The following is a 20522-nucleotide window of genomic DNA, read 5'->3' as shown; positions in this document are numbered from 1 at the left end:
GCTAGGGCGTCGTCCGTCTTCAGAGCATTTCCGCGGCAACTGCTGCGCGGATGGCTTCCAACAGCATCATGCACGCCGGGTTGTCGTTGTTGCTGCGCCAGGTCAGGTGCAGCTCGCTCTGGATGCCTTCGCCGAGGTCGATCTCGCGAAAGCACACGTTCTTGAACACCACGTTGGTGGCGCAGCGAGGTACCAGGGCCAGGCCCATACCGGCGTTGACCAGCGCCAGAATGGTCAGCGACGAGCCCAGCCATTGCACGTATTCCGGGGCCACGCCGGCCGATCGAAACATGCCGGTCAACAGCTCGTTGAACGGCGGGTAGGCGGCGTGGGCGTACATCAGGAAGGGCGCGCCATCCAGATCCCGGACGCCCACCTGACCGACCGCGGCCAGCGGGTGCTGGCGGGGGATGGCCAGCACGAAGGGTTCGCGCACCAAACATTCGTTTTCGTAGCCGGCCTGCAGCAGCGGCTGGCGCACGATGCCCAGGTCGATGCGCCGGGTGCGCAGCGCTTCGTGTTGCTGGTGGGTGTTCATCTCGCTCAGGGAAATCTTCACCTGGGGCTGATTGAGGCGCGCCTCGGCGATCACCCGGGGCAGGAATTCATACACTGCACTGCCCACGAAGCTGATGCTCACCGAGCCGATATCACCGGCGGCGAAGCGCCGCGCCGAGGCGGCGGCCTGGTGGGCGCGCTCCAGCAGGTTCTGCGCTTCGATGAAGAACGCCCGGCCGGCGGCGGTGAGCGCGACGCTGCGCGTACTGCGGGTGAACAGTTCGACGCCCAGGCTGTGTTCGAGCAGCTGGATCTGCCGGCTCAGTGGTGGCTGGGTCATGTTCAGCCGTTCGGCGGCGCGGCGAAAGTTGAGTTCGGTGGCGACGGTGGTGAAGCAGCGCAGTTGAGCGAGCTCGAACATTGATCTAATCCAGGTATCAATCGAATGCCAATATAGATTAGACGGGATCAATGCCCGCGTACATGATCGGCGCATCCCACAAAAACAATGATCGGGAGTCGCCCCAATTGAATAACGTCCAAGGTTCAGCCGACCCGCAGGTTGTCGCCCGCGCGGTCTCGAAAGTGAAACGCCACGTCTTGCCGCTGTTCGTGGTCATGTTCATCGTCAACTACATCGACCGGGTGAACATCGGCTTCGTGCGCAGCCACCTGGAAACCGACCTGGGTATCGGCGCCGCTGCTTATGGCTTAGGCGCCGGCCTGTTCTTCATCGGCTACGCGCTGTTCGAAGTTCCCTCGAACATGCTGCTGCAGCGCTACGGCGCCAAGGTGTGGCTGACCCGGATCATGTTCACCTGGGGCATCGTCGCCACCGCCATGGCCTTCGTGCCCAACGAAACCTGGTTCTACATCCTGCGCTTCTTGCTCGGCGTCGCCGAGGCCGGGTTCTTCCCGGGCGTGGTGTACTACTTCACCAAGTGGCTACCGGCCGGCGAACGCGGCAAGGCCATGGCCATCTTCCTGAGTGGCTCGGCGATCGCTTCGATCATCTCCGGCCCGCTCTCGGGCGCGTTGCTGCAGATCGACGGTCTGGGCATGAAGGGCTGGCAGTGGATGTTCTTCATCGAGGGCATGTTCTCGGTGCTGCTGTGCGGCTTCGTGTGGTTCTGGCTGGACTCGCTGCCCAAGGACGCCAAGTGGCTGACCCGTGAGGAAAGCCAGGCACTGACCGACTGCATCGACGAAGAGCAGCGTCAGCGACAGCTGGCGGCGGGGGAGACCGGTGCGGTCAAACACTCGGTGTTCAAGCTGCTGCGTGACCCGCAGATCATGCTGTTCTGCTTCCTGTACTTCTCCATTTCACTGACCATCTATGGTTGTACCTTCTGGCTGCCGAGCATCATCCGCTCCATGGGCGGGCTGGGCGACTTCGAGGTCGGCCTGTTCAACTCCATTCCCTGGATCATCTCGGTCGCTGCCATGTATGCCTTCGCGGCCCTGGCCTCGCGCTACAAGTGGCAACAGGCCTGGGCCTCGGCGGCGTTCATCATCGCGGCGTTCGGACTGTTCATGTCGACCACCGGCGGGCCGGTGTTCTCCTTCGTCGCCATCTGCTTCGCGGCCATTGGCTTCAAGGCGGCGTCCTCGCTGTTCTGGCCGATTCCCCAGGCCTATCTGGATGCGCGCATCGCCGCGGCGGTGATCGCCCTGATCAACTCGGTAGGCAGCCTGGGCGGCTTCGTGGCGCCGGCCACCTTCGGTTATCTCGAGCAGCACACCGGCTCCATCGAGGGCGGGCTGATCGGTCTGGCCGTGGTCTCGCTGGTTGCCGGCATCCTGGTGTTCATGACCAAGACCAGCAAGGGCGCCAAGGGCAACGGCAATGGCGTGAGCCCCAAGCCTGCCGTAACGCCTGCCTGACATGCACCGGCGCTGGCCAGGCCCGCGCCGCTACTTCCAGCACAAGGAATTTGAATGATGAGGATCAAACAGGTACGCGTGACGCCGATTGCGTTCCGTGACGCACCGCTGCTCAACGCCAGCGGTATCCATGAGCCCTACGCACTGCGTTCGATCATCGAAGTGGAAAGCGACAACGGTTTCATTGGCCTGGGCGAAAGCTACGGCGATGCGCCGGTGCTCAGCGTGCTGCAGGCCATGCAGGATTCGCTGGTCGGTCTCGACCCCTTTGACCTGAACGGCTTGCGCGCCAGGGTGGTGAAGACCGTGGCCGCGCTCAAACCGGGCACCGCGGGCGCCGAACTGGCGCCGGGCTCGCACCCGAGCAAACAGGTGGCCAATGCCTATTCGGCTTTCGAGGTGGCCTTTCTCGATCTGCAGGCGCGTTCCCTGGGCATGCCGCTGGTGGATCTGCTCGGTGGTGCGGTGCGCGATCGCGTGCCATTCAGCGCCTACCTGTTTCTCAAGTACGCCGAGCACGTGGGCTCACCCTACAAGCCCGATCGCTGGGGCGAGGGCATCAGCCCCGAGCAGATCGTCGCCCAGGCGCGCACCATGATCGAAGAGAACGGCTTCAAGAGCATCAAGCTCAAGGCCGGTACCTTGCTCGGCCCTGAGCATGAAGTGGCGTGCATCAAGGCGCTGCGCCAGGCCTTCCCGGAAGCGCCGCTGCGTATCGACCCGAATGGTAACTGGTCGGTGGAAACATCGCTGCGCATGGCCGAGCTGATGGGCGATGATCTGGAATACTACGAAGACCCGTGCCCGGGGCTGGAAGGCATGGCCGAGGTGCACAAGCGCACCGGTATCCCGCTGGCGACCAATATGGTGGTCACCGACTTCGACGAGTTCCGCCGCAGCGTGGCGCTGAACAGCGTGCAGATCGTGCTGGCCGACCATCATTACTGGGGCGGCTTGCGCGATACGCAGATCCTCGCGCGCATGTGCGACACCTTTGGTCTGGGCGTGTCGATGCATTCCAACTCGCACTTGGGCATCAGCCTGATGGCCATGACCCATGTGGCGGCGGCGGTGCCGAACCTGTCCTACGCCTGCGATACCCACTATCCGTGGCAGGAGCCGGACGAGGAAGTGATCAAGGGCGGCAAGCTGCCCATCGTCGACGGCTGCGTAACACTGACCCACGCGCCGGGCCTGGGCGTCGAGCTGGACTACGACCAGTTGGCCAAGCTCAACGACCAGTACCTGACCTGCGGCATCCGCTCGCGTAACGACGTGACCCAGATGCAGAAGTACGACCCGAGCTGGAAGGCGCTCAAGCCGCGGTTCTGATCCGCCACCTGCCGAGGTGGCCGCCCATGGCCACCTCAATCCTTTCCTATATCTGCTTGAGTAGTGCTAGCGCTGCTTGGCTTTCAATGACCTGTGCGTACTCATCCTGCAGATTGGCCAGCGCCATGGCGTGCACGTCCTCGGCGCTGCGCAGCACCCCGTGGTAATCGGCCTTGGCGAAGGTGAAGCAGCCATCGGCGATCACATAGGTGGTGAAGCCCAGATTGCCGGCCGTGCGCGCTGTCGCTTCCACGGAGTTGTTGGTGCTGACGCCGACGATCACCAGTGAATCCAGGCCGCGAACCCGCAGCCAGCGTTCCAGTGCCGAGTTGATGAATGCATCCGGCACGTTCTTCTCGACCACATGTTCCTGGGGCAGCGGCTGCAGCGCTGGCTGGAATTGCGCACCGGGCTGACCCGGTGCGAACGGCGAGCCCGGCGAGCGGGAAATGTGACGCACATGCACCACCGGTGCGCGCGCCGATCGCCAGGCCTGTAGCAGTTCGGCGATGCGGTTCGGGGCGTCGGGGTTGTTGCGCACGCCTGCTGCCGGTTCGAGCATGCCGCGCTGCATGTCGATGATGATCAGGGTAGGGAGGGCCATGAGACTGCCTTGTGTCGGGTGGAAGGGCACTTCTGCGGAAATTACCCCTCTATAGAATAATCCCCCTCCCTCCCAGTATTGCATCTTGCACGACCAGAATCTGGTTACCGTGCAGGATGCATAGTTCAATTATTTTTTATCTTTAAATAGTCCTTTTAAATCAGTGACTTAGTTTTTTCCTATAGCTGGCATGCAGCCTGCAATATCCCTCTCGACGAAGGAACACCACTCAGAGGGTACGAGCCATGCAATACGCCATCCAGCACCTGATCGAAAACCTCCCGGACTACGCCATCGATTTCAAGAAGCGCCCCGACGGGATGTTGCTGATGACGTTGCGCAAGGATGGTGAAGTTGCTTTCGTGAAGGCGATCGACCGCCAGACCGTTTTCTGCGAGACCCGCGTTCAGGCGCTGCTGCATGAGATCATGCGTGACAGCAAGCTGATCAGCGGCGAAATCAACTGGAAGGGGCAGGGCGCCCAATGGATCGATCGCAGCCTGCCAACCTTCACGGGCGCGCCGATCAACCCGACTGCTGCCAAGATGATGTGGGCCCGCCGTGGTCGCGACGGTTCCTACCGCGCTACCGCCTGATTCCGTCCAGCAGGCTCAAAGAAGCCCCGCCCAACCAGGCGGGGCTTTTTCGTGCTCGCGAGATGACTTTCCGTGAGCCAACCTCATGACCCGCGGCGCCAGCTCGATGATCGAGTGGATGCGCAGCGCAACGCCATAAATTGTTACGCAGCCATGACATGCCGTAACGGCTTCGCAAAGCCCATGTGAACGGGGCCTTGCAGCTTTCCGACGGGTTTTTCAGCGTCCTGAAAATCACGGTGTGGGCGATCAGCCAGTACCTGTCACAAAAAGTTCATAGGATTGATGCAAAGTGCGGGCTCCCTCTCACAAGGAGTTCCCTAATGAAAAAGCTAATCAAGTCTGCCGCCATCGCCTTCACGGTTTCTCTTTGTGCCACTTCGGTGTCCTTTGCCGCGGAAAATCTGCGACTGACCGGCTCCGGTGCCAGCTTTCCTGCACCGATCTACCTGACTTGGTTCAAGGATTTCAGCAAGAACACCCCCGGCGTCACCGTTGACTACCAATCCAAGGGTAGCGGTGCCGGTGTACAGGATTTTCTGAACAAGACCGTCGACTTCGCGGCCAGTGACTCGGCGATGAAAGAGGAAGATATCGCCAAGGTGGCCGAAGGCGTTCAACTGCTGCCGATGACCGCGGGCGAAATCGTTCTGGCCTACAACCTGCCAGGCAACCCGAAGGGCGTTAAGTTGCCTCGCGACGTCTACTCCAACATCTTCCTGGGCAAGATCACCAAGTGGAACGATCCGAAGATCGTTGCCGCCAACCCCGATCTGGAACTGCCCGACCTGCCAATCACCGTCGTCGTGCGCGCTGACTCCAGCGGCACCACTGCCGTATTCACCAAGCACCTGTCGGCCATCAATGCCGAGTTCAACAAGGAGCTGGGCGAAGGCAACACCGTCAACTGGCCAGGCAGCGACAAGTTCATCAAGTCGCCGAAAAACGATGGCGTGACCGCTACCGTTCGCCAGACTCCCGGCTCCATCGGCTACATCGAGTACGGCTTCGCCAAGCTGGCCAAGGTCGACTTCGCCGTGCTGGAAAACAAGGCTGGTGAATATGTAGTGCCGAACGCTGAAAGCGGTGCCGAAGCACTCGCCGCGGTGAAAATGCCGGAAAACCTGGTGGCCTGGCTGCCGGATCCGGATGGTGCCAAGTCCTACCCGATCACCACCTACACCTGGATGATCTTCCGCAAGGACAACGGCAACCCGGCCAAGGCCAAGGCCCTGCGTGACATGGTCGAGTACAGCCTGACCGAGGGTCAGAAGATCGCCGATTCGATGGGTTACATCCCGCTGCCGCAATCGGTCATCGATCAGGTTCGCAAAGCGTCTGCCAACATCCAGTAATGCCCGCACGGCTCCGTCGGGGGTGGCTGTTAGCTCCGCCCGACGGAGTTCTGCATATGCGTCGGAATTAGCCAATGACCAGCCCTTTCCTTGTTCCAGACAATCCTGATTCTGCTTGTCGGCCGCCTTCCAAGAAGGATTTTCTGGTCGACCGCACCTTCCGCGCACTCGCCCGAGTGGGCGTGGTTCTGATTCTGGCCGTGGTCTTCGCCCTGGTTTTCGAAGTCGGAAGCAAGGCATTGCCCGGCATGCAGGAGTACGGTTTCGATGTGCTGTTTGGCACCGTCTGGGATGTCAATCAGAACAAGTACGGCATCCTGCCCGCCATTTGGGGCACGCTGTACAGCGCCTTTATCGCCTTGTTGATCGCTGGGTTCTTCGGCATCAGTATGGCCATCTTCCTGACCCAGGATTTTCTGCCTGCCAAACTCGCGGCGGTCTTTCGTACCATCGTCGAGCTGCTGGCGGCCATCCCCAGCGTCGTGTACGGCCTGTGGGGTATCTACGTAGTGATCCCGGCCATCCGGCCGCTGACCACCTGGCTGCATGCCGAACTCAGCTGGATCCCCTTTTTCGGCTCATCGCTGAGCGGCCCTGGCCTGCTGCCTGCCGCGCTGGTGCTGGCGATCATGATCCTGCCGACCATCGCAGCGGTTTCTCAGGATGCGCTGTCCAGCGTTCCGATGAAGACCAAGCAAGCCGCCTACGGCATGGGCACCACCCATTGGGAGGCGATTCTCAAGGTGATGGTGCCGTCCGCCGCGACGGGCATCTTCGGTTCGCTGGTGCTGGGCTTAGGCCGCGCGCTGGGAGAGACCATGGCCCTGGCCATGCTGGTCGGTAACGCCAACAACATTTCCCTGTCGCTGTTCGCCCCGGCCAACACCCTGGCGGCGCTGCTGGCCCTGAACTTCCCGGAAGCCGGGCCGCGCGAGGTCGAGGTGTTGATGTACGCCGCACTGGTGCTGATGCTGATCACCCTGATCGTCAACATCATCGGCTCGATGCTGATGGTCTACGCCCAGCGGGGCAATAAACAATGACTAACCTGACTGCTCCTCCCGCCGCAATGCCGAGCCTGCAGCGCCGCTTCGAGGGCCGCGCGCTGCGCAGCCTGGTGTTGACCGGCATGGCCTGGCTCGTGGCATTGCTGGCCAGCGTGCCGCTGCTCTCCGTGCTCTACATGCTGATCACCCGCGGCGGCGCGCGCCTGAGCCTGGAAGTGTTCACCGAGCTGCCGCCCACTGGTTTCGAGACCGGTGGCGGTTTTGGTAACGCCATGGCCGGTACCTTCGTGATGGTTGGCATCGCAGCGGCCATCGCCGTGCCGGTCGGCATTCTGGCGGCGATTTTCCTGGCCGAGTTGGGGCCGGACAGCAAGCTCGCCAATGCCGCGCGCTTCGCTGCCAAGATGCTTACCGGGCTGCCGTCGATTCTCGCCGGGGTGTTCGCCTACGCACTGGTGGTGGTCACCACCGGCACCTACTCGGCACCGGCCGGCGGTGTGGCGCTGGCGGTGTTGATGCTGCCCATCGTCGTGCTGACCGCCGAAGAGGCGATGAAGATGGTGCCCAAGGTCATGAAGGACGCCGCCTACGGTATGGGCTGCACCCGCTCCCAGGTGGTCTGGAAGATCATCCTGCCGACCGGCCTGCCGGCGATTCTCACCGGCGTCATGCTGGCTGTGGCCCGCGCCGCTGGCGAAACCGCGCCGCTGCTGTTTACCGCGCTGTTCAGCAACTACTGGATCTATCACAACGGCGAGCTGGCCGTGATGAATCCCACGGCATCGCTTGCCGTACTGATCTACAACTTCTCCGGCATGCCGTTCGACAACCAGCTCGAGCTGGCCTGGGCCGCCTCGCTGGTCCTGGTGCTGATCGTGCTCATGGTGAATGTCATCAGCCGTATTTTCGGCAAGCCCAAGTATTGAGAATCGGAGCACTCTGATAGTGAACCAATTATCCGCACAAATAGCCACCCCGTTCGAGACTCAAGCGCCCGTGGTCATGGACTGCAAGCTGGACAAGATCTTCTACGGTAACTTCCTGGCCGTGCGCGACAGCCACGTGCCGATCGAGAAGAACAAGATCACCGGTTTCATCGGCCCGTCCGGTTGTGGCAAGAGTACCGTCCTGCGCAGCCTCAATCGCATGAACGATCTGGTCAAAGGCTTCCGCTTCGAGGGCCACGTGCACTTCCTCGGCCAGGACGTTTATGGCAAGGGCGTCGATCCGGTAGTGGTGCGCCGCTACATCGGCATGGTGTTCCAACAGCCCAACCCGTTCTCGATGAGCATCTTCGACAACGTCGCGTTCGGCCTGCGCCTCAATCGCTACAAGGGTGACCTGGGCGACCGCGTCAAGCACGCTCTGCAAGGCGCCGCGCTTTGGGATGAGGTCAAGGACAAACTCAAGGTCAGCGGCCTGTCGCTGTCCGGGGGCCAGCAGCAGCGCCTGTGTATCGCTCGCGCCATCGCGACCGAGCCGGAAGTGCTGCTGCTCGACGAACCCTGCTCGGCGCTCGACCCGATCGCCACGCGCCGGGTCGAAGAGCTGATGATCGAGCTGAAGAAGGATTACACCATCGCTCTGGTTACCCACAACATGCAGCAAGCCATCCGTGTAGCCGACACCACTGCGTTCTTCTCGGTGGACATCTCCCAGGGCACCCGCACGGGTTACCTCGTCGAGATGGGCGCGACGGACCAGATCTTCGGCAACCCACGAGAGAAAATGACCGAGGACTACATCAGCGGCAAGTTCAGCTAACCGCTGTAATCGTTGCAGGCCGAATGCCGTGAGGAGTGGAAACGCTCCAACGGGTATCGGCCGTTTTGTCGTTTCAAAATTTTTCGTACAGGAATGCCAATGCCTGCCAAGCGTCGCCTTGATTTACCTGCAGTGGAGCACGCCCTTCGTGAAGTGCAGAGCCGGTTCGCCGACCTCAGCCGGCACTTCACCGAGCCCCGCGATCCGCTGACCGACGAAGTGCTGGAAAATGTGCTTGAGGGCTACGCGCTGATTGACGATTATGTCGCCCGCGGCATCGACCTGTTCGAACTGCAGAACCTGAACCTGATGCTGGAGCTCAATGCCACTGTGCTCTGTGGGCAAGACGCGGCGCGTCGGCAGGAGTTCGCCCAGCACCTGGCGGCGACTGAAGCGCACTTCTTCAACAACATCGAAGGCGGGATCAAAGACGTGTTCAACTGGTATTGCGCGCATCGCGGCGAATCGGTCTGGAAGCGTGCCGCCGGCGTCTACGTGCGGATTCTCAGCAAGCCGCAGCTGTTCATCGAAGGCAACAACCGTACCGGCTCGCTGATCGTCAGCTACCTGCTGATGCGTGACGGTCAGCCGCCTTTCGTGCTGACCCTGAAAAATGCCGAGGGCTACTTCAATCCTTCTTCGGTGATCCGCAACTCTGCCAAGCACGGTGTGAAGGCCTTGTACGAACTGCCCAAGATCAAGAAGAAATATGCCGCCTTTCTGGAAGATCAGTCGCCCGAGCGCAAAAAGTTTTTCCTCAGCGAGAAGAAACTCGCGGCCGGACAGCGGTGGGAGGCGTAATGAACAAGCGTTTTGCAGCCCGTTTGTCTCACCTCACCGATCTGCCCACGTTGCAGAGTTTCAAGGGGCTCGTGCCGCTGGCTTCGCTCAAGCGCCAGCGCCTGCGTATTTCCTTCGACATCGACGACACCCTGGCCTGCCAGGCCCTGCATAGCGAAGCAGAGCCGAGCAAGCTGCCGGCGTTCGTCCATCGCTGGCTCGGCGAGCCGCTGCGTATCGGCACCCGTTCACTGATTCGCGAGCTGCGTCGTCAGAATTGCAGCGTCTGGATCTACACCTCGTCCGGGCGCACGCCAGCCTACATTCGGCGCTGGCTGATGCTCCACGGCATCCACGTCGACGGGGTGGTGAACAGCGTGCGTCACAAGCATGCGCTGACGGAGCGCGGGCTGTCGCACGCGCCCTCGAAACTGCCGTCGGCATTCGATATCGACCTGCATGTCGACGATTCCGAAGGCGTGCAGATAGAAGGCCAGCATCATGGCTTCCGCGTGGTGGTGGTGCGCCCTGATGACCAGCAGTGGGCGCAGCAGGTGCTGGGTGCCGTGGCCAAGGTGCAGAAGCAGATGAGCCGACAGCAGAACGTGCGTCGCGCCAAGGCCGTGCAGGGCGCGCAGGTTTATTCGTCCTGAACCAGGCGCGTTGAATCGACCTTTACAAAACGCCCGGCATCAGCCGGGCGTTTTTGTTGGTCAGCCGGCCAGCACGCTGTCGACCAGCGCCTTGGCTTCACTCTGAATGCGCTCGAGGTGGGCATCGCCCTCGAAGCTTTCGGCGTAGATCTTGTAGACGTCTTCGGTACCGGACGGGCGGGCGGCGAACCAGCCGTTGTCGGTGACCACCTTGAGCCCGCCAATGGCCGCACCGTTGCCCGGTGCCTCGGTGAGAATCGCGGTAATCGGCTGGCCAGCCAGCTCGCTGGCGGTGACCTGGGACGCCGACAGCTTGCTCAGGCGGGCCTTCTGCTCGCGATCCGCCGGCGCGTCGATCCGTTGGTAGACCGGCGCGCCGAAACGCTCGGTCAGCGCCTGGTAGCGCTCGCCCGGGTCCTTGCCGGTGACGGCGGTGATTTCCGCCGCCAGCAGGCCGAGGATGATGCCGTCCTTGTCGGTCGACCAGGCGCTGCCGTCCTTGCGCAGGAACGAGGCGCCAGCAGACTCTTCACCGCCAAAGCCGAACCGGCCTTCGATCAGGCCGTCGACGAACCACTTGAAGCCTACCGGCACTTCCACCACGTCGCGGCTGATGCCCTTGGCCACGCGGTCGATCATCGACGAGGACACCAGGGTCTTGCCGATGGCAGCCTGGGCCGCCCACTGCGGACGGTGGGTGAACAGGTACTCGATGGCCACGGCCAGGTAATGGTTGGGGTTGAGCAGGCCCACGGAGCGGGCGACGATGCCGTGGCGGTCGTGGTCGGTGTCGCAGGCGATGGACACGTCGAAGCGGTCCTTGTTCTCGATCAGCCCAGCCATGGCATGGGGCGAGCTGCAATCCATACGGATCTTGCCGTCCCAGTCAACGCGCATGAAACGGAAGGTCGGGTCGATACGGGTCGACAGCACCTCAAGCGGCAGGCCGAAGCGCTCGGCGATGCGCGTCCAGTAGTGCACGCCAGCGCCGCCCAGCGGGTCTACCGCGAATTTCAGGCCCGAGCCGCGAATCGCCTGCATGTCGAGCACCTGCTCGAGATCGCCGACGTACTGTTCGATGAAGTCGTGGCGCTGGGTGGTCGGGGCTTTCAGGGCGCTGGCGTAGTCAATGCGCTGCACGCTCTTGAGGCCGGCCACCAGCAGTTCGTTGGCGCGTTCCTGGATCCACTTGGTCACGCCAGTGTCGGCCGGGCCACCGTTGCTGGCGTTGTATTTGAAACCGCCGTCAGCCGGCGGGTTGTGCGAAGGGGTGATGACGATGCCATCGGCCAGGCCGCTGCTGCGGCCTTTGTTGTAGTCGAGGATCGCCTTGGAGATCGCCGGGGTAGGGGTGTAGCCCGGCTCGCTGGCGGTTTCGCTGCAGCCGGCATCGATACGGGTTTCAATGCGGTTGGCGGCCAGCACTTCCAGGGCGGAAACGAAAGCGGGTTCGGATAGCGCGTGAGTGTCCATGCCGATGTACAGCGGGCCGTCGATGCCCTGGCCGCGGCGGTAATCGCAGATCGCCTGGGTCACGGCGAGGATGTGCCATTCGTTGAAGCTGTTCTTCAGGGAAGAACCGCGGTGGCCCGAGGTGCCGAAGGCTACCTGCTGAGCGGGATCGCTCGGATCCGGGCGCTCGCTGTAGTAGCGCGCCACCAGGCGTGGCAGGTTGACCAGGCTGTGCTCGTCGGGAAGGAGCCCCGCGTTGCTGTGAATGCTCATCAATCGTTCCTTTGATGGGGTGAAAGGGCCGGGCGGCTGTCGCGGCACGCCTGACGTCGGACTCGGGGTTCGACACCAGGGCGGTGGGCTGGAGTTCCCCATACTCGCGCCGCGGATGATAAAGATTGCGCGGTAAAGCGCCAGTACCCCATAACTGGCCACTTGGTCAGCTTCGATTGCAAAAGCACGGCACTTTGCATGAGTGCGATAGATTTTTTTTACGCACGAGTCGATAGCACTTTGCTAGTGTTCAGTTATGCGAGCCGGAATCGGCATCGCGTTGCTGGGCCGACAGGGAGTGGTTGGTAGAACGCCTCTGATCTGGTGCCGCCATGAACCTTCGCAGCTTCAACATCGCCCCCCGTGCCGCCTTCTGTTTCGCGCTCATCACCTTGCTGGTGATGGTGCTGGGCGTATTCTCCCTGTACAAGCTCGGCGACCTCTACGAGGCCGAGCAGGACATCGAAACCAACTGGATGGCGAGCATCCAGGCCACCGGCGAGATGCAGAAGGATCTGCTCAACGTACGCCTGGAAACCCTACGCATGCTGGCCGTGGTCGAGAACACCGCGCAGCTGACGTTCGACGAAAGCGCCGCGCAGCAATACCGTGGCGCGCTGCAGCAGGTGCTCGAACAGTACGGCCGTCATCTGGTTTCCTCGGATGTAGAGCGCGCAATGTTCACCCGCATCAACGCCAGCGCCCGGAGCTACCTCGATGGCCAGCAGCAGATCGTCCAGTTCCTGCGCCAAAAGCAACTGCCCCAGGCGCTGGAGCTGGCCAACGGCCAGGTGCGCGATGCCGGTAATACGCTGCAGCAGCAGCTCGACGAACTGACCACCTACAATATGCAGGGTGCCAAGCAGGCCGGCATCAATGCCAATACGACATTCCAGCATGGCCGTACCGGCGTGCTGGTGACCATCAGCGTCGCGGTGCTGCTGACCGTGCTGCTGGCAACGCTGCTGACCCGTTCCATCGCCGCGCCGATCAGGGAGGCGCTGCAGAGCGCCGAGACCATCGCCTCGGGCGACCTGAGCCGCACCGTGCAGGTCACCGGCAAGGACGAAGCCTCGCGCCTGCTGGCCGCTCAGGCCGCCATGCAGAAGAACCTCAACGACGCCATCCGGCAGATCAGCGACTCGTCCACTCAACTGGCCGCCGCGGCCGAGGAAATGGCATCGGTTACCGAGGAGAGCACCCGTAACCTGCAGAGCCAGAATGCCGAGATCGATCAGGCCGCCACGGCGGTGACGCAGATGAGTTCGGCGGTCGACGAAGTGTCGCGCAACGCCAGTGGTGCTTCCGATGCCTCGCGCGAGTCCACCGTGTCGGCCAATGCTGGCAACCAGCACGTGGCGCGCACCGTATCGGCGATCCGCAACCTGTCGAGCAACGTCATGCAGGCCTCCGATCAAGTGCAGGGCCTGGCCGACCAGGCGCGGGACATCAGCAAGGTGCTGGACGTGATCCGCAACGTCGCCGAGCAGACCAACCTGTTGGCGCTCAACGCCGCCATCGAGGCGGCTCGCGCTGGTGACCATGGCCGCGGTTTCGCCGTGGTGGCTGACGAAGTGCGCGGGCTGGCCCATCGTACCTCGGCCTCGACCCAGGAAATCGAGCAGATGATCGCGGCAATCCAGGCCGGCACCGAGAAGGCCGTGCAGGCCATGCGCGGCAGCAGCCAGGAAGCCACCAATACCCTGCAGGTCGCTGACGAGGCACGCGCCGCCCTGGGGCAGATCGTCGATTCCATCGGCATGATCAACGAGCGCAACCTTCAGATCGCTACCGCTTCGGAAGAACAGGCCCATGTGGCCCGCGAGGTGGATCGTAACCTGGTGAGCATTCGCGACCTGTCGATCCAGAGCGCTTCGGGTGCCAACCAGACCGCTGCGGCCTGCAGCGAACTGGCGCATCTGGCTCAGGGGCTGAACAGCCTGGTGGGCCGCTTCAAGCTCAGCGCCTGACTCCATGAGCGGATAGCGGCGCGTTGACCATGGTCAATGCGCCGCCAGCGTGGCTATGATGCAGGCCATGAATTCTTCCCTGCCGATCCGTCATCCCTGCCCACCGGGCGCTTGCGACTGCGAGCGCGAGCAGTTGCTGGACGTGCCCGGCGGCGATCAGCGCATCCTGCTGCTGACCAAGGCCGAGGAGAAGCGCTTGCTCGAGCGCCTGGAAAACCTGGCCAGCCTGGAAGACCTCGAACGCATGCAGCAGCGCATGTTCGAGCAACTGGGGATTCGCGTCGAAGTGGCGCCAGGATTCAACGAAGTGCGCAGCATGCGCGGCATCGCCATCGAAGTGCAGACTTTTCCCGGTTTATGCCGCAAAACCCGCCAGGCGATCCCGGCCGCCATCCGCCGAGGCCTGGAGCGACGCCCGGAAATCGCCTACGCGCTGCTCAACGCCCACGACCTGTTCCGCGACCTTTAGGGTCTGTTCCCGTTTCACGCACGGCCGCGCCGGAGCCAGTTTTTGCGCGAGGCAAGGGCCGCGCCCGCTCCCGGCGGGCTTGCGGCATTTCCCACATCCATGTGGGTCACACAGATGCGAAGTTTGGCGGGCCAAATGAGCCATCGAGTAACGCCGCATCGCGCAAAAACTGGCCCGGCCCTCCGGGTGGGGCCGCCTAGGTTGCGCGGGAAATGACCTTCGCTGTCGTTGCAGGACTTGGCAAGGGAAAACGCGGACGGCTAGTCCATTCCCTGCGTCCTGCGCCTAACCGGAGGCCATTTCTCGCGGCAACGCGGCTCGCGCTGAAACGGGAACAGACCCTAGTGCGCCAACGCGCTCAGTGGTTGTTGCACGGCACCTCGAGAGCTCGGTAGCGCGCGTCGAAATCCTCGGCCAGCGACGCCACGCTGATCGACGATAAGCGCTGCAGCAGCAGCGCCTGGGCTTCGTCGAACGCCTGCCCAAGCGCATGATTGACCGCCTGCTCGACCAGGCAGGTGGGGTGATCGGTGGCCAGCCCGATGCTGAAGATAGACTGCGAGCCCAGCGCCTGGTGGATGTCCAGCAGGGTGATCTCGGCCAACGGCCTGGCCAGCGACCAGCCCCCGTTGTGGCCCTTGTCCGACGTCACGTAGCCCTGGTCGCGCAGCAGGCCCATGGTGCGCCGTACCACTACCGGGTTGGTTTCCAGCATGCGTGCGATGGTCTCCGAGGTGGTGCGCTGCGCGTGGCGGTCCATGTGGATCAGAACATGCAGCATGCGGGACAGCCGGGTGTCGTTTCTCATGGGCGTCTCGAGGTGGAAGCAGGCGCGCAGAGTATGATTCGTAATGAATGAAGTTACGAGAGGTTGACCCTCAGATTGTATGTAACTTATGGTGTTGCATGATGGCTCGGTCTTCTCCCGAGTCGCGCATGGAGGAGCAACGCCATGAGTTATGACGCAATCATCGTCGGTGGCAGCTATGCCGGCTTGTCCGCCGGCCTGCAGCTGGCCCGTGCTCGACGTCGCGTGCTGGTGATCGACGCCGGCGTGCGGCGTAACCGCTTTGCCAGCCATTCCCACGGCTTTCTCGGTCAGGACGGGCGCGCGCCCGACGACATCGCCGCCGACGGGCGAGCCGAGTTGATGGATTACCCCAGCGTCACCTGGCAGGTCGGAGAAGCCGCCGAGGTGCAGCGCGAGGGCGACGGCTTCGTGGTCAGGTTGCGCGGTGGCCAGGCCCATGGCACCCGGCGACTGATCCTGGCCGGCGGTGTGCGCGACGAGCTGCCCGCCATCGACGGGCTGGCCGAGCGCTGGGGCCGTCATGTGTTTCATTGCCCGTATTGCCATGGCTACGAGCTGGATCAGGGGCGCATCGGCGTGCTGGCCGTGTCGCCCATGTCGATTCACCATGCCATGATGCTGCCGGACTGGGGCAGCACCACCTTCTTCCTCAACGGCGCATTCGTGCCCGATGCCGAGCAGCTCGAACAGCTGGCGCGTCGAGGTGTGGTGGTCGAGCCCGATCGCGTGCAATCGATCAGCGGCGAGCGCGTGGACGTCAACCTGGCCGACGGCCGCAGCGTGGCCCTGGACGGTCTGTTCGTGATGCCACGCACGCACCAGGGCAACCCGCTGGCCACGCAACTTGGTTGCGCCCTGCTCGAAGGGCCGATGGGGCTTTACCTGCAAACCACCGAAACCCAGGAAACCACCGTGCCTGGCGTATTCGCTTGCGGCGACGCAGCCCTGGCCGCAGGTTCCGTGGCGCTTGCCGTCGGCACCGGCGCAAGGGCGGGGGCGGGGGCGCATCAGTCGCTGATCTTTCGCTAGCGCAGATCAATGAATCGGTGTGAGTGCTGGGGCATACTGGTGACCCCTCCGCATCCACTTCAGCGTACCAATGACCGTTTCTGTACTGACTCACCTACCGGGCCGGCGCCTCCTGCGTCACGGGTTGCTCATCTCGGCGAGCGCGCTGTTCACCCAGGCGGCCCTGGCCGAAGCCGACATCGCTGCCGGCGAGGCATTGTTCAAGCGCGTCTGTGGCAACTGCCACAACGTCGGGCCGGGCGCGCGGGCGGCCTTCGGGCCCCAACTCAACGGGATTTTCGGCCGCCACGCCGGCGCCACTCAGGACTACAAGTATTCGCCTGCCATGCAGCAGGCGGACGTGGTGTGGGAACACGACACCCTGAGCGCCTTCATCAAGGATTCCGACAGCGTGGTGCCCGGCAACAAGATGCGCTTCTGGGGCATTGGCGATCAGGACAAGATCGATGGCCTGCTGCTCTATCTGAAGGCTCAGCAGGATCACTGAGCGCAAGCAATCAATCTGAACGAAGCCCTCAGCGCTGGCTCTGAAATTGAACCAGCGGACGGCCTGGCCGTTCGCGATCCTCCCTCACGCACCCCGGGATCGCTATGGCAGATGAACAACAGATCAACTGGCTGGTCGAGCAGTCCATGCTGCACACCGCCCGCCAACGCATGCGCCTGTATTCGGGCCAGGCCCGCTTGTGGCAGCAACCCTATGCATTGGCCCGGCCGCGTAGCGTCACCGCGGTAGCCTCGGTGTGGCTGGCGGTCTATCCCGCCTCGATCATTACCTCGCCCGATGGCTCGGTACTGCAGGCGCTCGGCGACGAACGCTTGTGGGCAGCGCTCTCCGAGCTCGGCGTTCAAGGCATCCACACTGGGCCGCTGCGTCGTTCGGGTGGTTTACAGGGGCGCGAGTACACGCCCACCGTCGACGGCAATTTCGACCGGATCAGCCTGGAGATCGACCCGCGCTTCGGCAGCGAGGAAGAGCTGGTGCACCTGAGCCGCGTGGCGGCCGCCCACAATGCGGTGACCATCGACGACTCGATCCCTTCGCACACCGGCAAGGGCGCGGATTTCCGCCTGGCGGAAATGGCTTATGGCGACTATCCCGGTCTCTACCACATGGTGGAGATCGCCGAGGCCGACTGGGAGCTGCTGCCGCCGCTGCGCGAGGGTCGCGATTCGGTGAACCTGTCGCCAGCCACCGTCGATGCACTGCGCGACAAGCACTACATCGTCGGCCAGTTGCAGCGTGTGATTTTCTTCGAGCCGGGCGTCAAGGAAACCGACTGGAGCGCCACGGGCGAGATCACCGGCGTCGACGGCAAGGTGCGGCGTTGGGTGTACCTGCATTACTTCAAGGAAGGCCAGCCGTCGCTGAACTGGCTGGATCCGACCTTTGCCGCCCAGCAGTTGGTCACCGGTGAGTCGCTGCACGCCATCGACGTGATCGGCTCTCGGGTGTTGCGCCTGGATGCCAACGGCTTCCTCGGCGTCGAGCGGCGTAGCCAAGGCAATGCCTGGTCGGAGAGCCACCCGCTGTCGCTGACCGGCAACCAGTTGCTCGCCGGGATGATCCGCAAGGCCGGCGCCTTCAGCTTCCAGGAACTGAACCTCACCCTGGACGACATCGCGTCGATGTCCCAGGGCGGGGCGGATCTGTCCTATGACTTCATCACGCGCCCGGCCTACCAGCACGCCTTGCTGACCGGTGAAGTCGAGTTCCTGCGCCTGATGCTGCAGCAGATGCACGACTTCGGCATTGACCCGGCGTCACTGATCCACGCCCTGCAGAACCACGACGAACTGACCCTGGAGCTGGTGCATTTCTGGACGCTGCATGCCAACGACACCTACGTGTTCCGAGGCCAGAGCCTGCCGGGCAGCATCCTGCGCGAGCACATTCGTGGCGAGATGTACGAGCGCCTAACCGGCGAGCACGCGCCTTACAACCTGAAATTCGTCACCAACGGCGTGGCCTGCACCACGGTGAGCATCATCACCGCGGCGCTGGGCATCCGTGATCTGAACACCATTACCGACGCCGATATCGAGCAGATCCGCCGCGTGCATCTGCTGCTGCTGATGTTCAATGCCATGCAGCCGGGCGTGGTGGCGCTGTCAGGCTGGGATCTGGTCGGCGCCTTGCCGCTGGAAGCCGATCAGGTTGCCGAGCTGATCGCTGATGGCGACACGCGTTGGATCAATCGTGGCGGCTACGACCTGGTCGACCTCGACCCCGAGGCGTTGCTGTCTGCCGAAGGCCTGCCGCGCTCGCGTCAGCTGTACGGCAGCCTCAGCGAACAACTGCAAGACCCGCACTCGTTCGCCTCCCAGGCGCGACGGCTGTTCGCGGCACGGCGCTCCCATGGCGTGGCTTCGAGTCGGCAGATCGCCGTGCCGGTCACCGAGCATCCTGCGCTGCTGATCATGGTGCATGAGCTGCCGGCCGGGCGGGGCATTCAGGTCACGGCGCTGAATTTCGGCGCCGAGCCGCTCAGCGAGATGATCACCCTGGAGCACGTCGAGCCGGGCCCGGTGGTGGACATCATTCACGAGCGGCTGATGGGTGATCTGTCCGCCGATGGCGAATTGCACATCCAGCTCGAACCCTATGAAGGGTTGGCGCTGCGTATCGCCAGCATGGCACCCGGCATCGCGCCCATGGACGGCTGAGCGATATGCCTTTGCGCACTAAGCTCATAACCTGCGAGTAGTTGAGCGAGTCTGCGAGTGCGCCGTATTGTCCATGTTCTGGCTGGCCGTTGGCGCCGGCCACTTGTTGAGTTGAGGTGTCGATGAACGGCGAGCTTGCCATCCGCAATGACGATGGCGCCGAGGTTGATTACTGCTCCCGCCCCGTCAACTGGGACCTGGAACAGACCGTGGCCGGCCTGCGTGCGGCGCGTGCCGACTGGCGCAACCGCTCGGGCCGTCACCCTGAGTTGGGTGGCCGCGAGTTGCCATCGCGCCAGGCCATGGCAGCAATCTTGACGGGCTTCTGCGGGGCGCTTTTCCCGATGCGCCTGGGGCCTACGGAGCTGCGTGAGGAAAGCGAAGATTATTACGTCGGCCATACCCTGGATCGTGCACTCAATGCCCTGGTGACCCAGGTGCGCATGGAGTTGCGTTACGCGGCGCGCCAGCGCGGTGAGTCCGGCGATGACGTGGACGGTCAGGCGGTTGCCATCGTGCGTGATTTTGCCGCCGCATTGCCGGCGCTGCGCCGCTTGCTCGACCAGGATGTGGTGGCTGCCTATAACGGCGACCCGGCGGCGCGCAGCGTCGACGAAGTGCTGCTGTGCTACCCCGGCGTGCTGGCCGTGATCTATCACCGCCTGGCGCATCATCTGTACCGCGCAGGGCTACCGCTGCTGGCGCGCATCGCCGCGGAGACCGCCCACGGCGCCACCGGTATCGACATTCACCCGGGTGCGCAGATTGGCCACAGCTTCTTCATCGATCACGGTACCGGCGTGGTGATTGGCGAGACGGCGATCATCGGCAACCACGTGCGCATCTACCAGGCCGTGACCCTGGGCGCCAAGCGCTTCACCAGTGACGAGAGCGGTCAGTTGCACAAGGGCCAGCCGCGTCACCCGATCGTCGAGGACGATGTGGTGATCTATGCCGGCGCGACCATCCTGGGGCGCATCACCATCGGCAAGGGCTCTGTCATCGGTGGTAACGTCTGGTTGACGCGCAGCGTCGAGCCGGGGAGTAATGTGTCCCAGGCGAGCGCTGAACGCAGCGGTTGCTGATCCCTGTCACAGGAAGGTCACGGGGATCCACTAGAATCGGTGCGAGACCGAAGAGAGAGAAAGGAGAAAGCGATGGACGATTATCAGGAAGAGTTGCTCGAGTCCCGTGCCCTGGAACAGGACGTGCCCGAGTTCGCCGAAGACGCCACCGAGCTCTAGCAGGCCGTTGAAAAACGTAGGCGAGGCAGCCAGTGCAAGGCCAAAACAGGCGAAAAAGCGGAGTTTACGAGGTGTAAATGAGCATTTTGAGCCTGTTTTTAACGCAGCAATGGCAACGCAGGTAGTTTTTCAAC

Annotated in this window: 19 protein-coding genes; 15 read left to right on the top strand and 4 right to left on the bottom strand. The window is 63.0% G+C overall.

Translation table 11 applies throughout. The annotated features are described in order from the left end of the window. Positions 1-19 precede the first annotated feature (19 nt). Positions 20-919: a LysR family transcriptional regulator gene (locus tag BVH06_RS08835; protein ID WP_075933813.1), complete on the bottom strand. Its 900-nt coding sequence runs from the start codon at positions 917-919 to the stop codon at positions 20-22. A 107-nt stretch (positions 920-1026) separates the two neighbouring features. Here BVH06_RS08835 and BVH06_RS08830 point away from each other — a divergent pair, with 107 nt between their 5' ends. Beyond that, entirely contained in the window at positions 1027-2382 is a 1356-nt protein-coding gene (locus BVH06_RS08830) for an MFS transporter (RefSeq protein ID WP_075933875.1), read from the top strand. Positions 2383-2439: 57 nt separating this feature from the next. Then, positions 2440-3714: a glucarate dehydratase family protein gene (locus tag BVH06_RS08825; protein ID WP_075933874.1), complete on the top strand. Its 1275-nt coding sequence runs from the start codon at positions 2440-2442 to the stop codon at positions 3712-3714. A 46-nt stretch (positions 3715-3760) separates the two neighbouring features. On the opposite strand, the gene BVH06_RS08820 is transcribed toward BVH06_RS08825, so the two are convergent. Beyond that, entirely contained in the window at positions 3761-4318 is a 558-nt protein-coding gene (locus tag BVH06_RS08820; protein ID WP_075933811.1) for a cysteine hydrolase family protein, read from the bottom strand. A gap of 245 nt (positions 4319-4563) precedes the next feature. Between BVH06_RS08820 and BVH06_RS08815 the strand changes: the two genes are divergently transcribed. The 7 genes from BVH06_RS08815 to BVH06_RS08785 all read left to right on the top strand — a co-directional run bounded on the left by BVH06_RS08815 (position 4564) and on the right by BVH06_RS08785 (position 10473). Further along, positions 4564-4914 carry a hypothetical protein gene (locus tag BVH06_RS08815; protein ID WP_070886468.1) on the top strand — a complete coding sequence of 117 codons (351 nt, stop codon included), beginning with the start codon at positions 4564-4566 and terminating at the stop codon, positions 4912-4914. Between the two features lie 323 nt (positions 4915-5237). After that, positions 5238-6269, top strand: a complete 1032-nt coding sequence (pstS, locus tag BVH06_RS08810; protein ID WP_075930775.1) for a phosphate ABC transporter substrate-binding protein PstS — start codon at positions 5238-5240, stop codon at positions 6267-6269. A 74-nt stretch (positions 6270-6343) separates the two neighbouring features. Beyond that, positions 6344-7312, top strand: a complete 969-nt coding sequence (pstC, locus tag BVH06_RS08805; RefSeq protein WP_075930774.1) for a phosphate ABC transporter permease subunit PstC — start codon at positions 6344-6346, stop codon at positions 7310-7312. Continuing rightward, positions 7309-8202, top strand: coding sequence for a phosphate ABC transporter permease PstA (pstA, locus tag BVH06_RS08800; RefSeq protein WP_075930773.1), 894 nt, complete (start codon positions 7309-7311; stop codon positions 8200-8202). The genes pstC and pstA overlap by 4 nt, the downstream gene beginning before the upstream one ends. A gap of 76 nt (positions 8203-8278) precedes the next feature. Next, entirely contained in the window at positions 8279-9040 is a 762-nt protein-coding gene (gene pstB, locus BVH06_RS08795) for a phosphate ABC transporter ATP-binding protein PstB (RefSeq protein WP_070886465.1), read from the top strand. A gap of 99 nt (positions 9041-9139) precedes the next feature. Continuing rightward, positions 9140-9841 carry a hypothetical protein gene (locus BVH06_RS08790; protein ID WP_075933809.1) on the top strand — a complete coding sequence of 234 codons (702 nt, stop codon included), beginning with the start codon at positions 9140-9142 and terminating at the stop codon, positions 9839-9841. Continuing rightward, positions 9841-10473: a hypothetical protein gene (locus BVH06_RS08785; protein ID WP_075930770.1), complete on the top strand. Its 633-nt coding sequence runs from the start codon at positions 9841-9843 to the stop codon at positions 10471-10473. The genes BVH06_RS08790 and BVH06_RS08785 overlap by 1 nt, the downstream gene beginning before the upstream one ends. 60 nt (positions 10474-10533) lie before the next feature. Here BVH06_RS08785 and pgm read toward each other — a convergent pair whose 3' ends face one another. Then, on the bottom strand, positions 10534-12198 hold the full coding sequence (gene pgm / locus BVH06_RS08780) for a phosphoglucomutase (alpha-D-glucose-1,6-bisphosphate-dependent) (RefSeq protein WP_075933808.1): 1665 nt from the start codon (positions 12196-12198) through the stop codon (positions 10534-10536). 332 nt (positions 12199-12530) lie between these two features. Between pgm and BVH06_RS08775 the strand changes: the two genes are divergently transcribed. Next, positions 12531-14168, top strand: coding sequence for a methyl-accepting chemotaxis protein (locus tag BVH06_RS08775; RefSeq protein WP_075933807.1), 1638 nt, complete (start codon positions 12531-12533; stop codon positions 14166-14168). A 67-nt stretch (positions 14169-14235) separates the two neighbouring features. Further along, positions 14236-14637 carry a hypothetical protein gene (locus BVH06_RS08770; RefSeq protein WP_075933873.1) on the top strand — a complete coding sequence of 134 codons (402 nt, stop codon included), beginning with the start codon at positions 14236-14238 and terminating at the stop codon, positions 14635-14637. Positions 14638-14995: 358 nt separating this feature from the next. Here BVH06_RS08770 and BVH06_RS08765 read toward each other — a convergent pair whose 3' ends face one another. Further along, positions 14996-15445, bottom strand: a complete 450-nt coding sequence (locus BVH06_RS08765; RefSeq protein ID WP_075930767.1) for an Rrf2 family transcriptional regulator — start codon at positions 15443-15445, stop codon at positions 14996-14998. Between the two features lie 144 nt (positions 15446-15589). Between BVH06_RS08765 and BVH06_RS08760 the strand changes: the two genes are divergently transcribed. The 4 genes from BVH06_RS08760 to epsC all read left to right on the top strand — a co-directional run bounded on the left by BVH06_RS08760 (position 15590) and on the right by epsC (position 20229). Continuing rightward, positions 15590-16477: an NAD(P)/FAD-dependent oxidoreductase gene (locus tag BVH06_RS08760; RefSeq protein ID WP_075933806.1), complete on the top strand. Its 888-nt coding sequence runs from the start codon at positions 15590-15592 to the stop codon at positions 16475-16477. Positions 16478-16547: 70 nt separating this feature from the next. Next, entirely contained in the window at positions 16548-16964 is a 417-nt protein-coding gene (locus tag BVH06_RS08755; RefSeq protein WP_075933805.1) for a cytochrome c family protein, read from the top strand. Positions 16965-17068: 104 nt separating this feature from the next. Beyond that, positions 17069-19144 (top strand): maltose alpha-D-glucosyltransferase, encoded by a 2076-nt coding sequence (gene treS / locus BVH06_RS08750; protein WP_371915275.1) that lies wholly within the window; start codon positions 17069-17071, stop codon positions 19142-19144. 122 nt (positions 19145-19266) lie between these two features. After that, positions 19267-20229 carry a serine O-acetyltransferase EpsC gene (gene epsC, locus BVH06_RS08745; RefSeq protein ID WP_256562759.1) on the top strand — a complete coding sequence of 321 codons (963 nt, stop codon included), beginning with the start codon at positions 19267-19269 and terminating at the stop codon, positions 20227-20229. The last annotated feature ends 293 nt before the right edge of the window (positions 20230-20522 follow it).

Source organism: Pseudomonas sp. PA27(2017), from assembly GCF_001945445.1.
Taxonomy (GTDB): domain Bacteria; phylum Pseudomonadota; class Gammaproteobacteria; order Pseudomonadales; family Pseudomonadaceae; genus Aquipseudomonas.
The sequence above is the reverse complement of the archived record's forward strand: the minus strand, read 5'-3'. Positions and strand labels throughout refer to the sequence as shown.

What these genes read in the sequence shown, in the direction of transcription:
- BVH06_RS08835 (WP_075933813.1), bottom strand. Translation starts at nt 919, where the DNA reads ATGTTCGAGCTCGCTCAACTGCGCTGCTTCACCACCGTCGCCACCGAA.
- BVH06_RS08825 (WP_075933874.1), top strand. Translation starts at nt 2,440, where the DNA reads ATGAGGATCAAACAGGTACGCGTGACGCCGATTGCGTTCCGTGACGCA.
- BVH06_RS08820 (WP_075933811.1), bottom strand. Translation starts at nt 4,318, where the DNA reads ATGGCCCTCCCTACCCTGATCATCATCGACATGCAGCGCGGCATGCTC.
- BVH06_RS08815 (WP_070886468.1), top strand. Translation starts at nt 4,564, where the DNA reads ATGCAATACGCCATCCAGCACCTGATCGAAAACCTCCCGGACTACGCC.
- pstS (WP_075930775.1), top strand. Translation starts at nt 5,238, where the DNA reads ATGAAAAAGCTAATCAAGTCTGCCGCCATCGCCTTCACGGTTTCTCTT.
- pstC (WP_075930774.1), top strand. Translation starts at nt 6,344, where the DNA reads ATGACCAGCCCTTTCCTTGTTCCAGACAATCCTGATTCTGCTTGTCGG.
- pstA (WP_075930773.1), top strand. Translation starts at nt 7,309, where the DNA reads ATGACTAACCTGACTGCTCCTCCCGCCGCAATGCCGAGCCTGCAGCGC.
- pstB (WP_070886465.1), top strand. Translation starts at nt 8,279, where the DNA reads ATGGACTGCAAGCTGGACAAGATCTTCTACGGTAACTTCCTGGCCGTG.
- BVH06_RS08790 (WP_075933809.1), top strand. Translation starts at nt 9,140, where the DNA reads ATGCCTGCCAAGCGTCGCCTTGATTTACCTGCAGTGGAGCACGCCCTT.
- BVH06_RS08785 (WP_075930770.1), top strand. Translation starts at nt 9,841, where the DNA reads ATGAACAAGCGTTTTGCAGCCCGTTTGTCTCACCTCACCGATCTGCCC.
- pgm (WP_075933808.1), bottom strand. Translation starts at nt 12,198, where the DNA reads ATGAGCATTCACAGCAACGCGGGGCTCCTTCCCGACGAGCACAGCCTG.
- BVH06_RS08775 (WP_075933807.1), top strand. Translation starts at nt 12,531, where the DNA reads ATGAACCTTCGCAGCTTCAACATCGCCCCCCGTGCCGCCTTCTGTTTC.
- BVH06_RS08770 (WP_075933873.1), top strand. Translation starts at nt 14,236, where the DNA reads ATGAATTCTTCCCTGCCGATCCGTCATCCCTGCCCACCGGGCGCTTGC.
- BVH06_RS08765 (WP_075930767.1), bottom strand. Translation starts at nt 15,445, where the DNA reads ATGAGAAACGACACCCGGCTGTCCCGCATGCTGCATGTTCTGATCCAC.
- BVH06_RS08760 (WP_075933806.1), top strand. Translation starts at nt 15,590, where the DNA reads ATGAGTTATGACGCAATCATCGTCGGTGGCAGCTATGCCGGCTTGTCC.
- BVH06_RS08755 (WP_075933805.1), top strand. Translation starts at nt 16,548, where the DNA reads ATGACCGTTTCTGTACTGACTCACCTACCGGGCCGGCGCCTCCTGCGT.
- treS (WP_371915275.1), top strand. Translation starts at nt 17,069, where the DNA reads ATGGCAGATGAACAACAGATCAACTGGCTGGTCGAGCAGTCCATGCTG.
- epsC (WP_256562759.1), top strand. Translation starts at nt 19,267, where the DNA reads ATGAACGGCGAGCTTGCCATCCGCAATGACGATGGCGCCGAGGTTGAT.